This is a genomic window from Kitasatospora sp. LaBMicrA B282 (assembly GCF_050325825.1).
In the GTDB taxonomy this organism is placed as follows: domain Bacteria; phylum Actinomycetota; class Actinomycetes; order Streptomycetales; family Streptomycetaceae; genus Kitasatospora.
Window position 1 is genome coordinate 1 of sequence record NZ_JBNQTI010000120.1, and the last position, 12,358, is coordinate 12,358.

9 protein-coding genes are annotated in these 12,358 nt (G+C 72.8%); 5 read left to right on the top strand and 4 right to left on the bottom strand.

Annotated features, from left to right (window positions below):
• The coding region (gene eccCb / locus ACQRUO_RS27410; protein ID WP_428318756.1) for a type VII secretion protein EccCb at window positions 1-1,776 on the top strand (1,776 nt) is incomplete at its 5' end.
• 95 nt (window positions 1,777-1,871) lie between these two features.
• On the opposite strand, the gene ACQRUO_RS27415 is transcribed toward eccCb, so the two are convergent.
• From ACQRUO_RS27415 to ACQRUO_RS27425, 3 genes are all read right to left on the bottom strand, one after another.
• Window positions 1,872-2,651: an alpha/beta fold hydrolase gene (locus ACQRUO_RS27415; RefSeq protein ID WP_428318757.1), complete on the bottom strand. Its 780-nt coding sequence runs from the start codon at window positions 2,649-2,651 to the stop codon at window positions 1,872-1,874.
• A gap of 168 nt (window positions 2,652-2,819) precedes the next feature.
• Entirely contained in the window at window positions 2,820-4,295 is a 1,476-nt protein-coding gene (locus ACQRUO_RS27420; RefSeq protein WP_428318758.1) for an MFS transporter, read from the bottom strand.
• Window positions 4,296-4,298: 3 nt separating this feature from the next.
• Window positions 4,299-5,318 carry an NADPH:quinone reductase gene (locus ACQRUO_RS27425; protein ID WP_428318759.1) on the bottom strand — a complete coding sequence of 340 codons (1,020 nt, stop codon included), beginning with the start codon at window positions 5,316-5,318 and terminating at the stop codon, window positions 4,299-4,301.
• A gap of 308 nt (window positions 5,319-5,626) precedes the next feature.
• Here ACQRUO_RS27425 and ACQRUO_RS27430 point away from each other — a divergent pair, with 308 nt between their 5' ends.
• The 3 genes from ACQRUO_RS27430 to ACQRUO_RS27440 all read left to right on the top strand — a co-directional run bounded on the left by ACQRUO_RS27430 (window position 5,627) and on the right by ACQRUO_RS27440 (window position 9,357).
• Window positions 5,627-6,817, top strand: a complete 1,191-nt coding sequence (locus tag ACQRUO_RS27430) for an acyltransferase family protein (protein WP_428318760.1) — start codon at window positions 5,627-5,629, stop codon at window positions 6,815-6,817.
• A 139-nt stretch (window positions 6,818-6,956) separates the two neighbouring features.
• Window positions 6,957-7,811: an NAD(P)H-binding protein gene (locus ACQRUO_RS27435; protein ID WP_428318761.1), complete on the top strand. Its 855-nt coding sequence runs from the start codon at window positions 6,957-6,959 to the stop codon at window positions 7,809-7,811.
• Window positions 7,812-8,139: 328 nt separating this feature from the next.
• Window positions 8,140-9,357, top strand: a complete 1,218-nt coding sequence (locus ACQRUO_RS27440; RefSeq protein ID WP_428318762.1) for an IS701 family transposase — start codon at window positions 8,140-8,142, stop codon at window positions 9,355-9,357.
• Window positions 9,358-9,364: 7 nt separating this feature from the next.
• On the opposite strand, the gene ACQRUO_RS27445 is transcribed toward ACQRUO_RS27440, so the two are convergent.
• Complete coding sequence (locus ACQRUO_RS27445) at window positions 9,365-11,314, bottom strand: helix-turn-helix domain-containing protein (RefSeq protein ID WP_428318763.1); 1,950 nt, start codon at window positions 11,312-11,314, stop codon at window positions 9,365-9,367.
• A 269-nt stretch (window positions 11,315-11,583) separates the two neighbouring features.
• On the opposite strand from ACQRUO_RS27445, the gene ACQRUO_RS27450 reads away from it, so the two are divergent.
• Window positions 11,584-12,351, top strand: coding sequence for a methyltransferase domain-containing protein (locus ACQRUO_RS27450; protein WP_428318764.1), 768 nt, complete (start codon window positions 11,584-11,586; stop codon window positions 12,349-12,351).
• Window positions 12,352-12,358 lie beyond the last annotated feature (7 nt).

Below are 12,358 nucleotides of genomic sequence, written 5' to 3' on the forward strand. Positions count from 1 at the left end.
CCGGCCGCCGGCGCCGCGCAGGCGCCGGCCGCGCCGCGGCCCAAGCGGGCACTGGGCCCCACCGTGCTCGGCCTGATGGTCGACCAACTCCGCTCCGCCGCCGAGCCGGTGCGCCAGATCTGGCTGCCGCCGCTGCCCGCGGCGCTCACCCTGGACGCGGCGGCCGGGCCGCTCGAGGTCGGCCGCCGGGGCATGCAGTTGGCCGGCCGGACCGGCACCCTGCGGGTGCCGCTGGGTCTGCTGGACGACCCGGCCCGCCAGTGGCAGGGCCGGTGGACCCTCGACCTGACGGTGGCCGGCGGGCACGCGGCCGTGATCGGCGGCCCGCAGTCGGGCAAGACCACCCTGCTGCGCTCGTTGGTGCTCTCGCTCGCGCTCACCCACACCCCGGCCGAGGTCGGCGTCTACGGCCTGGACCTGATGGGCGGCGGCCTGCAGGCGCTGGCCGGTCTGCCGCACGTCGGCGCGGTCGCCGGGCGGGCCGACCGGGAGCGGGTGCGCCGCACCGTCGAGGAGGTGCGCGGCATGCTCGACGCCCGCGAAGAGCTCTTCCGCGAGCACGGCATCGACTCGGTGGAGCGGCTGCGGGCCGTGCGCGCCCAGGGCGGGCTGCCCGAACTGGGCTCCACCGACATCGTGCTGCTGATCGACGGGGTCGGGGCGCTGCGGGAGGACTTCAGCGAGATCGACGACGCGGTGACCGACCTGCTGCAGCGCGGCGGCGGCTACGGCATCCACGTGGTGGGCGCGATGCTGCGCTGGAACGACGTGCGGATCGCCGCCCAGGCCACCTTCGGCACCCGGCTGGAGCTGCGGCTCAACGACCCGAGCGACAGCAGCATCGACCGGCAGCTGGCGGCCACCCTCACCCCCGACCGGCCCGGCCGTGCGCTCACCGACGGCAAGCTGTCGGCCCAGGTGGCGCTGCCCCGGATCGACGGGCTGGCGAGCGCGGCGGAGCTCGGCCCGGCCCTGGACCAGGCGGTCACCGCGGTGCGCTCGGCCTGGTCCGGCGCGACCGCGCCGCCGGTGCGGGTGCTGCCCACCCGGCTGGAGGGCGCCACCCTGCCGTCCCGGCTGGCCGAGCCCGCCCGGGTCCCGATCGGGCTGGACCAGCAGGCGCTGGCGCCGGTGCTGTTGGACCTGTTCGAGCGGGACCAGCACCTGCTGATCCTCGGCGACAACGAGTGCGGCAAGACCAACCTGCTGCGGCTGATCACGAACGGCCTGATCGAGCGGTACGGCGAGGACGAGCTGGTCTTCGCGGTGATGGACCCGCGGCGCGGGCTGCGCGACCTGGTGCCGGAGCCCTACCAGGGCGGGTACGCGTACAACGCCAAGATCTGCGGCGGCCTGGCGACCGGGATCGCGAACGAACTGGCCAAGCGGATCCCGGACGAGGACGCCGACCCGCGCTCGCTGGCCGAGGGCACCTGGTACTCCGGTCCGCGGATCGTGGTGCTGATCGACGACTACGACGTGCTGACGGTGGCCAACCAGCAGCCGCTGGCGCCCTTCGTGCCGTACCTGCCGTCGGCGCCGGACATCGGCCTGCACTTCGTGGTCACCCGCCGGGTCGCCGGCGCGGCCCGCGGGATGTACGAGCCGTTCCTGCTCACCCTGCGGGAGAGCGGCACCACCGGCCTGGTGATGCGCGGCGAGCGCGGGGAGGGCGAGCTCTTCCCCGGTGTGCACGCCGGCCCGCAGCCCACCGGCCGCGGCACCCTGGTCCGCCGCGGCGAGCCCCACCGGCTGATCCAGACCGCGCTCGCCTGACCGGTGTGCCCGCACCACACGGCCCCCGGTCCGACGGACCGGGGGCTCGGGCGCTCTGGGGCTCTGGGGCTCTGCTGCCGACCGACCGGCTGGTCTCAGGCCTGGTGGAGGAAGTCCTGGATCAGCTTGACCACCTCGGCCGGCTTCTCGTAGACGACCACGTGGCCGCTGTCGACCTCGGCGTAGCTCGCGCCGGGCAGCGCGGCGTGCAGCTCCCGGGTGAGCTCGACCGGGATGGTGTGGTCCTTGGCGCAGCCGATCACCAGGGTCTCGGCGGTGATCTTCGGCAGCAGCTCGCGGATGTCCACCCGCAGGTTGAGGTCGATGTGGCGCAGCGCGCCCTCGCTCGGCAGGTTGCCCTTGCGGATCTGCTCGATCTGCTCCGGGCCGAGGATGTTGAGGAAGTCGCGGCTGAAGGCGGTCAGGGTGCCGAAGCGGCCGAAGGCCTCGGGGTGGCCGCTGAGGTCGGCCCAGGTCTGCATGTGGTTGGTCAGGTACTGGTCGTCCGGTCGGGTCCAGCCGGCGATCAGGACCAGGCGGCGCACCAGGTCCGGGCGGAGCGCGGCGACGGTGGCGGTGACCACCGAGCCCAGCGAGAAGCCGACCAGGTCGACCGGGCCGTTGCCGGCCTCCTCGATCACGGCGATGATCTGGCCGGCGAGGATCTCGGCGGTCAGCGGGGCGCCGTCGTCGGTGGTCTCGCCGCAGCCGGAGAAGTCCGGCAGGATCACGGTGCGCTCGGCGGTGAAGTGCTCGGTCAGGTGGCCCCAGGTGCCTTCGGCGCCGAAGCCGGTGCCGTGCACGAGGACCAGGCCCTGACCCGAGCCGTCGACCCGGTAGCTGACCTGGGCGTTGCCGGCGGAAACGGTAGGCATGGTGCTGGTTCTCCTCAGGATCGTGGAAGGTGACGCCGGGCCGCGGGCAGGGCGGCCCGGCGTCGCTGCTCTAGCCCGTGTAGGGCAGATCAGGTGGTGGTGCGTCTCGCGTCCATCAAAGCGGGGTGGCCGGGTCGCTCGCACGCGAGCGGCCGACAGAGTGTCAGGTCAGGACGAGACCGGCTCGGCGACCCGGTCGGCGGCGCTCTCCTCGACCGGGGCGGCGGCCGCCTGCTGCGGCGCCCGCTCGAAGGCCAGGCCCACCAGCACCAGCAGGCCCATGCCCGCCACGGCGACCAGGACCGCGGTGCGCAGGCCGTGGTTGGTGGCGGTGCGCAGCGCCTCGCCGGCCAGGCCCTTGGTGCCAGAGTTCGAGATGGCCACCAGGATCGCCAGGCCCACCGCGCTGCCGACCTGCTGGCCGGTGGAGACGATGCCGGAGGCGATGCCCTGGTCGTAGGGGTCGACGCCGGTGGAGGCGGCGGCGAACATCGTGGTGAAGATGACGCCCTGGCACAGGCTCAGCACGATCAGGCCGGGCAGCAGCGCCGCGTACGAGCCGCTGGGCGACATGGCCAGCGCCATCGCCGCGGTGCCGGCCGCGCCGAGCACGAAGCTGGTGATCAGGGTGGCCCGGACGCCGAACCGGGTGGCCAGCCGGCCGCCCGCCATCGAGCCGGCGAAGCCGCAGACCATCGGGATCAGGAAGGCGATGCCGGTGCCCAGCGCGTTGTAGCCGTGCACGGTCTGGAAGTAGACGGTCAGGAAGTACAGCAGGGTGCCAAAGGTGGCCATGAAGAGGAAGGTGACGCCGACCCCGGTGCTCAGGTTGCGGTTGCGGAACAGGCGCAGCGGCATCAGCGGGTCGGCGCTGCGCGACTCGATCACCAGGAAGCCGGCGACCAGCGCCAGGCCGACCACCGCGCTGGTCAGCACCAGCGGCGAGGCCCAGCCCGAGGAGGGGCCCTGGACCAGGGTGAAGACCACCAGGGTGGCGCCCAGCGTGCCGGTCAGCGCGCCGGGCAGGTCGAAGCGGCGGCCGGTCTGGCGGGGACCGTCGGCGGGGATCAGCCGCAGCGCGCAGAGCGCGGCGCCGGCGGCCAGCGGGACGTTGACGTAGAAGACCGCCGACCAGCCGAAGGCCTGGGTCAGCACGCCGCCGAGCAGCGAGCCGACGACCATGCCGCTGGCCCCGGCCGCGGCCCAGACCGAGAGCGCCCGGTTGCGCTCGCGGCCCTCGGCGAAGCCGGTGACCACCAGGGCCAGGGTGGCCGGGAAGAGGAAGGCGCCGCCGAGGCCCTGCACGGCGCGGGCGCCGATCAGCAGGCCCGGGTCGGTGGCCAGACCACCGGCCAGCGAGGAGACGGCGTACAGCGACAGGCCCAGGACGAACATCCGGCGCCGGCCGAACAGGTCGGAGGCCCGGCCGCCGAAGAGCAGGAAACCGCCGAAGGCGACCGCGTAGGCGCTGACCACCCACTGCAGGGTCTGGGCGGAGAAGCCCAGCCCGTGGCCGATGTCCGGCAGCGCCACGTAGACGATGTTGTAGTCGATGGAGACGATGAGCTGGGCGAAGGCCAGCAGGGCCAGGGTGAGGGCCGAGCGGCGCTGGGCGGCTGCGGGATCGGTGGCGAGCGGGGACATGACCTACCTTTCGGTCGAGGTGGGACGGTCGGGGCTGGTGGGGAGGGGCGCGGGGCACAGGACCGCCCGGCGGCCGTGCAACTCCCCCTCCTCCAGGCGCTGGTGCACGTCCGCCGCGGCACTCAGCGGCAACTCCTCGACTGCACGGGGGCGCAGGCGGTGGGTGGCCAACAGACGGTTGACGGTGACGGCGGCCTCGGCCAGTTCGCCGCTGGTGGCGTGCGAGATGACGAAGCCGCGGATCGAGCAGTCCTTCATGTAGAGCGGCCCGACCGGCAGTTCCGGGCGGGAGCGGGCGCCGGCGAGCAGGACGATCCGTCCGCGCGGGGCCAACAGGTCGACGGCGCCGGCGAGGTCGTGCTCGCCCGAGGTGTCGACGTGGACGTCCACGCCGAGCGGGGCGCTCTCCCGGATCCGCGCGGCGAGTTCCGGGTCGCGGTAGTCGAGGACCGCCGCGGCGCCGAGCGAGCGGCAGTACTCCGCGTCGCGGGCGGCGGCGGTGGCGAGCACCCGGGCGCCGGCCTCGACGGCCAGCGTCACCAGGGCACTGCCGACGTTGCCGGCGGCTCCGGCCACCAGCACGGTCTCGCCGGCTCTGAGCCGCCCGTGGGTGAACAGGCCGAGGTAGGCGGTGGCGGCGGGGTGCACCACGGCCACCGCGGTCACCGGGTCCACGCCCGCGGGCAGGTGGTAGAGCCGGTCGGCCGGCACCACCGCGAGTTCGGCCGCGGCGCCCTGCCGGCCGCCGTGGCCCAGGCTGTTGCACCAGACCAGGTCACCGCCGGCGAAGCCGGTGGCGCCCGGGCCCGCCCAGGCGACCCGGCCCACCAGGTCACGGCCGATCACGAACGGGAAGCTGACCGGGGTCCGGAAGACGCCCGAGCGGACGAAGGTGTCGACCGGGTTCGCGGAGACCGCCAGGACGTCCACCAGGACGTCGGTGGGGCCGGGGACCGGGACGGGGACCTCGCCGTAGCGGATGTTCTGCGCCGGTCCGAGCTGCTCGATGAAGGCTGCACGCATGACGCGGATCCTTTCAGTGGGGCCCCGTTCTGACGCCGGCCCAGCGGATTGTTCGTCAACTCACCGTGACCGCGTTCTGCGGGGCCGGTGACGGCACACTTGACACACTACACCGTGCAGGGCAGCCACCGACCTACACCGTGTAGTGCAATTTAGCCATCGGGACGCCGACGAGGCCCCGAGAGAGACACCGGCAGGACCGAGCAGCACCCCTGCCGCACCCCTCCAGCAGGACCCCTCAAGCAGGACCCTCGCGAACCCCCTTCTCGCGACTCCCTCCATCAGCCCGTACTCAAGGACGGATACTCATGGCCACCGACCAGCTCGCCCCCAGCCTCCCGATCAGAGAGGCCGCCCAGGCCCCCGCGCCGGCCACACCCAAGAGGTCACTGACCAGCCGGCTGCCCTCGCTCACCGGCCTGCGCTTCCCCGCCGCACTGCTGGTGTTCGCCTACCACTCCGCGCTGCCGATCCCCTCGCTGCGGTTCCTCGCCGACAACGGCGCCGAGTTCGACTACGCGAAGATCGCCGGCCAGGCCGGTGGCCTCGGAGTCTCGTTCTTCTTCGTGCTGAGCGGCTTCGTGCTCACCTGGTCGGCGCGGAAGAAGGACACCGCCCGGGCCTTCTGGCGCCGCCGGCTGGTCAAGATCTATCCGAACTACGCGATCGCCTGGGCACTGGCGATGGTGCTCTTCGCCGCCTCCTACACCCCGGTGCGCACGGCCCTGGCCAACCTGTTCATGCTTCAGGTGTGGGTCCCCGACTTCAACGTCAACTTCAGCGTGGACCCGCCGAGCTGGTCGCTCGGTGCGGAGGCGATCTTCTACGCCGCCTTCCCGCTGCTGCACCTGGTCTTCCAGCGGATCCGCCCGCAGAACCTGAAGTACTGGATCACCGGCGCCGTCGCCGGTGTGGTCGCCGCCCCCGCCCTCGCCTACGCCCTGCTGCCCTCCGGCCCCGGCATCCCCGGCGGTGAGCTGAGCTCGGTCTCGCAGTACTGGTTCACCTACGTCCTGCCGCCGGTCCGCATCTTCGACTTCGCGCTCGGCATGCTGGTGGCCCACGCGGTGCGCAACGGCCGCTGGAAGAACATCGGGATGATCTGGTCGAGCGTCCTGCTGGTCGCCGGCTACGTGTTGACGAACTACGTTCCGTATCTCTACGGCCAGCGTGCGGCTTGTATCATTCCTGTCGTCCTGCTCATCGCCGCCACCGCCATCGCGGACGCCGAGGACCGGTTCACGATCTTCCGCAACCGGGCGATGACCTGGCTGGGCGAGATCTCCTTCGCCTTCTACCTGCTGCACTTCGTGGTCCTGGCCACCACCCGCAAGCTGCTGGGCACCCACATGTTCTCCACCCCCGCCGGCATCGCCCTGCTGGTCGCCGAGGTCGGCATCTCGATCCTGGTCGCCTGGGCCCTGTACGTCCTGGTCGAGCGTCCGATCACCAAGCGCTTCTCCAAGCCCCGCAAGCGCAGCGAGCTCCCCACCGGCTGACCCGCGACACCCGCAGCACCGCGCAGCACGGCACAGCACCGTGCAGCACAGCGCAGGACACCACCGCACCAACGCACCAGATCCTTCCGGCCGCTGATCGGCCGTCACCTCCCCCAACGCATCAAGGAGCAGAGACATCATGAGCACCGAGCCGATCCTCGTCGTGGGTGCCGGTGGCCAGGTGGGCGCCGCAGTCGTCGAGCAGCTGCTGGCCGCCGGGGCCACCGTCCGGGCCACGGCCCGCGACCCGAAGAAGCTCTCGCTGCCGGACGCGGTCGAGGTGGTCGAGCTGGACCTGACCCGTCCCGAGACGCTGCCGGCCGCCCTCGCCGGGGTCCGCAAGGCCTTCCTCTACGCGGTGCCGCAGGGCATCGAGTCCTTCCTGACCGCGGCGAAGGCCGCCGGGCTGGAGCACCTGGTGCTGCTCTCCTCGCAGACCGTGGTGGACTCCTTCCCCGAGCAGAAGCCGATCACCGAGATGCACCAGCGGGTGGAGGAGGCGATCACCGCCTCGGGCATCGCCCACACCTTCCTGCGGCCGCACAACTTCGCCACCAACATCCTGATGTGGGGCTGGCCGGAGAGCATCCGCACCGAGGGCAAGGTGCGCTTCCCCTTCCCCGAGTCGCACAGCGACTCGATCCACGAGAAGGACATCGCGGCGGTGGCGGTCGCGGCGCTGACCCAGGACGGGCACGAGAACCAGGCGTACTACATCAGCGGCCCGGAGTCGCTGACCCAGCGCCGGCAGCTGGAGATCATCGCCGAGGTGACCGGCAAGCCGCTGGTGTTCGAAGAGCTGACCGAGGCGGAGGCCCGGCGCGAGCTGGAGCCGATCGTCCCGGTCTGGGTGATGGACGCGGTGGTCGGGTACTGGGTCCACTCCGACGGAGTGCCCACCCACCTGAGCGACACGGTCGAGCGGATCACGGGCCGGCCGGCCCGTAGCTACGCCGACTGGGTCGCGGACCACCTGGCGGACTTCACCGGCTGACGGCCGGAGGGCCGCAGAAGGGGCGATGAGGCTCCCGGCAGCGGGCGGCGGACGAGAGTCCGTCACCGCCGCCGGGGGCCTCATCGCGTTGTCGGGCGCAGTGCCCTCCCCCGAGGGTGGTGGGCGCACCACACCCCCGCAGGGGTGCAGGGGCCCCACCGGGGCGGGGTGGTGGTGGGTGGGGTGGCGGGGCCACCGAAAGCCGGCCGAACCGGGTGACCGGCGCACCTTAGCCGGCGGACGGCGCGGACCTAGCGTGAAAACGCGAAGTGGACCAGCCAGCCCGGTCGTCCGTCCAGGGCCCGATCGTCCATCCAGGGGGATTCCGATGCGCAGCCTTGCCCTGCAAACCGTCCGTACGCCCGAGTCGGCCCCGGCCCCGACTCCCGTCTCCGACCTGTCCGACGACGTGAGCCTCACGGCCCTGTGTTCCGTGGTGCTCGGGTCGCTGCCCCGCAGCGACCAGCGCCGCAGAGGCGTCCAGTACGTGCGCGGCCTGCTCGGCGCCGAGGGGCGCAAGTCCATCCGGAACATCGCCACCGTGGTCGGTGGCCAGGCCACCGAGCAGAGCCTGCACCACTTCATCGCCAGCTCCACCTGGGACTGGGACCCGGTCCGCCAGGCGCTGGCCCAGCACCTGGCGCACATCGCCCCGCCGCAGGCCTACGTGCTGCGCTCGATGGTGATCCCGAAGGCGGGCGAGCACTCGGTCGGCGTGGACCGCCGCTTCATCCCCTCGCTCGGCCAGATGCTCAACGCGCAGCAGGCGGTCGGCGTCTGGTCCGCCTCGGCGGACTCCAGCTACCCGGTCAACTGGCGGCTGCGGCTGCCGGAGGCCTGGCTGGACGACCAGCCGCGGCGCAGCCAGGCGGCGATCCCCGAGGGGCTGGACGCGGAGTCGCTCGGCGACTGCGCGGTGGCGGCCTTCCAGGGGACGGGCGACTGGGGCCTGCCGGTGCGCCCGGTGGTGGTGGACGCCGGGGAGACCGACGCGGCGCGGCTGGTCCGCCGGCTGCGGGCGCTGGGTGCCCCGCTGCTGGTGCGGATCGGCGGGGCGCTGCCGCTGGTGCCGATCGCCACCCTGGGCGCCGCCCGGGGCACCGAACCGGTCCCCGCGCAGCAGCTGATCGGCACCGCGCGCGACCTGCGTCGCCCGGTGGTGTGGTCCGACCACACCACCGACGGCACCCCGCGGACCAGCCTGGTCGCCGGTCTGCCGGTCCGGCTGCCGGGCGCCAGCACCCGCGGCGGGCGCGACCCGGAGCTGCTGCTGCTCGGCGTGGCCGCGCCCGGCCAGCGCCGGCCGGCCGAGCTGTGGCTGACCGACCTGCGGCAGGCCACGCCGGCCGCGCTGCTGCGGCTCGGGACGCTGCTGGACCGGGTGGACCGCGACTTCTCCACGGTCGCCGACCAGGTGGGCATCCGCGACTTCGCCGGCCGCTCGTTCAGCGGCTGGCACCGCCACGTCACGCTCGCCTCCACCGCGCACGCGGTGGCCATGCTGCGGCGCAGCGCGGGCGCGACCGACCTGCGCTACGCCTCGTGACGTGCCGTCAGCTGCCGGATCGTTCGACCTCGTCGACCTCGTCGGCCGGCCGGCGCGCGAGCAGCGCCCGGCGGATCCGGGAGAGCCGCAGGGCCAGCTGGATCTCGAAGGCGCGTTCCGGCTTCTGCCAGTCGGCACCGAGCAGTTCGCTGATCCGTTCCAGCCGGCGGGCCACCGTGTTGGTGTGCACGTGGAGCTGCTGGGCGGCGTAGGTGGGGCTGTTGCCGGTCTCGAAGTAGGCGATCAGGGTGCGCGCCAGCTCGGTCATCCGCTGCTGGTCGTAGTCGAGGACCGGGCCGATGGTGGAGTCGACGAAACCGTCCACGTCGTGGTTGTCGGCCAACAGGACGCCGAAGAAGCCGAGCTCGGCGGCGGAGGCCGACCGGCCGGTCGCACCCATCGAGGTCATCACGTCCAGGCAGCGCAGCGCCTCCTGGTGGCTGTGGAAGACCGAGGTCGGGTCGCTGGCCGGGCCGGCCGAGCTGACCGTCACCTGGTGGCCGAGCAGCGGGGTCAGCTCCTCCAGCACCGCGCGGGCCGCGGCGGCCGGGTCGGTGCCCGGCAGCAGCAGCACGGCCAGGCCGTTCTGCACCCGCTTCAGGCCGCTCTGCCGGTGCGCGTAGAGCGAGGACCAGGTGGCCAGCTTGCCGTGCGCCTCCCCCTCGGGGCGGGCCACCACCACCACGTGCGGCCTGCCGAGGTCGATCCCCAGCCGGCGGGCCCGCAGCACCAGCTGCTGGGGCGGTCGCTGCGGGGTGGCCAGCAGCTCGTCGAGCAGCTCGTCGTCGACCTGGCCGACCGCCACGGCGGAGCGGTTGTGCTCCAGCAGCAGCGGGATGGCCAGCACCTGGGCGACCAGTCGGGCCGGCTCGGCCGCCAGCTCGGCCAGCCGTTCGCCGGTGCGCAGGAAGAGGGTGCCGAGTCCGGTCTGACCTGCGCAGATCGGCGCCACCCAGCTGCCGTCCGGCAGTTGCAGCGGGGTGCGCGCGGCGTGCGCGTCCATCGAGGCCGAGACGACAGTGCTCTCGTCGTACCCGGGCAGCTCGCCGGCCGCGGCGAGCAGGGTGCCGGTGGCGTTGTAGACCCGCGCCGCGCCGCCGAGGCGGGTGGCGGCCTCGCGGGCCGGACCGCTGGCGTCGCTGCTGCCGAGGGCCAGTTCGATCAGCCGGCTCTGCAGCTCGTTCACCTCGTGGGTGAGGTGCAGCCGGTGCTCGGTCAGCGAGGTGTGCTGCTCCAGGCTGCTCACGGTGGCGCTGGCCTGGTCGAGCAGCTGGGCCTTCTCGATCGCCACCCCGGCCAGGTCGCCCAGCGAGCTCATCAGGGCGATCTCGTCGGTGGAGAACTGTCTGATGTTGCGGTCGGCGACGTAGAGCACGCCCAGCGGGTGGTTCCGGTGGCTGAGCGGGACGCCCATGATGGCGTGCAGGCCCTCGGCCCGGACCACCTCGTCGATCGCCTTGCTGTGCGAGATCCGCTCGTCCGCCAGGTAGTCGGCGGTCCAGAACGGCGAGGGGTTGCGCAGCACGCTGCTGCCCAGGCCCTCGGCGCCGGGCAGCCGCAGCCCGACGCTGAGCGTGGAGGTGTGCCCGTCGGAGGTACGGATGTAGACGTACCCCTCCTTCTCGTCGGTGTAGCTGATGTAGGACATGTCCACGCCGATCAACAGCCGGGCCCGGCGGGTGATCACCTTCAGCAGACTGTCCAGGTCGTACGGCATCGCGAGGTCGCGGGCCGTGTCGACCAGGGCGGCGAGTCCCGCCTCACGCTGCTGGCGGCGCCTGGCCTGGGAGCGGATGCTCAGCCCGAGGCGTTTGAGCCGCTCGAGGCGGGCCATCTCCTCGTCGCGGACGCCCCCCTGGCGCGCCTCCTCCACCAGGTCCTCGAACTGCTGCACCGGTGCCTCGGCAGCCAGGAATTCGAGCACACTGAACGCCGCCATCTCGGTTCGCGACTGCAAAGCTCCTGTTCCCCCTTCGCGGTCGCCCAAGTTGACTAACTAGCGTACCGGAAGGTACGGGCACGCCGGACTGCACGTCAATTGTAGGTGTAGACCGATCGAAGCAGGTCAGGGCGCCTTGTGGTGGGAGCACTGGTGCCCCGACCACCGGGGTCGCTGACAGCCTGTGTAGCCGGATCACCTTCCGTCGCCACCGCCACACGAGTGAGGCTTATGGGGTCAGAGTGGCGGGAGCGGCGCTAGTGCCGCTCAGCTGTGAGGGGAAGCTGATGCTGGAGATCATGGACTACCGGCGGTCGCTGGAGCGCAGCCGGGCATCGCGGGGACGGCAGAGCGGGCAGTCGACGTTCTGGGCGCACGGTCGTGAATGGGACCTGTTCACTGACGTGTTCGCGCCAACCGACTCCCCGTCGACGAGCGTTGCGCTCGAGCTGCTCGGCCTGACCGGCGAGCTGCCGGCGCCCACCGGGAGCCTGCTGGAGATCGGCTGCGGCGCCGGAGTGATCGCGGTGATGGCCGCGCTCGCCGGCTGCGACCGCGTGGTGGCCTCCGACATCAACCCCGCGGCGGCCCACAACGCGGCGGCGAACGCCGCCCGGCACGGCGTCGCCGACCGGCTGCGCGCCGTCGACGGCGACCTGTTCGCCGCGGTGCCCGCCGGCGAGCGCTTCGACACCATCTTCTGGAGCTCCAACTACGTGATGGCGCCCGAGAGTTACGTGTACGAGCACGTGCACGAGCGGGCCTACGTGGACCCCGGCTACGAGACCCACCGCCGCTTCCTGGCCCAGGCCCCGCACTGGCTCGCGCCGGGCGGCCGGGTGCTGCTGCACTTCTCCTCCCGGGGCGACCTGGCCACCCTGCTCCAGCTGGCCGAGGAGACCGGCCGCCGGCTGCAGCTGGTCGGCAGCACCCAGATCGACGACTGGGGCAACGCGGTCGAGCACATGCTGATCGAGATCACCGCGCTCGACTCGCCGCAGGCGATGTGGGGCCCGCTGCTGCGCTCCGGCGAGCTGGAGAGCGGTCGACTGTGACGGACCG

Excerpts from the sequence above, each read along its gene's own strand:
- ACQRUO_RS27415 (WP_428318757.1), bottom strand. The coding sequence starts at position 2,651 with ATGCCTACCGTTTCCGCCGGCAACGCCCAGGTCAGCTACCGGGTCGAC.
- ACQRUO_RS27420 (WP_428318758.1), bottom strand. The coding sequence starts at position 4,295 with ATGTCCCCGCTCGCCACCGATCCCGCAGCCGCCCAGCGCCGCTCGGCC.
- ACQRUO_RS27425 (WP_428318759.1), bottom strand. The coding sequence starts at position 5,318 with ATGCGTGCAGCCTTCATCGAGCAGCTCGGACCGGCGCAGAACATCCGC.
- ACQRUO_RS27430 (WP_428318760.1), top strand. The coding sequence starts at position 5,627 with ATGGCCACCGACCAGCTCGCCCCCAGCCTCCCGATCAGAGAGGCCGCC.
- ACQRUO_RS27435 (WP_428318761.1), top strand. The coding sequence starts at position 6,957 with ATGAGCACCGAGCCGATCCTCGTCGTGGGTGCCGGTGGCCAGGTGGGC.
- ACQRUO_RS27440 (WP_428318762.1), top strand. The coding sequence starts at position 8,140 with ATGCGCAGCCTTGCCCTGCAAACCGTCCGTACGCCCGAGTCGGCCCCG.
- ACQRUO_RS27450 (WP_428318764.1), top strand. The coding sequence starts at position 11,584 with ATGCTGGAGATCATGGACTACCGGCGGTCGCTGGAGCGCAGCCGGGCA.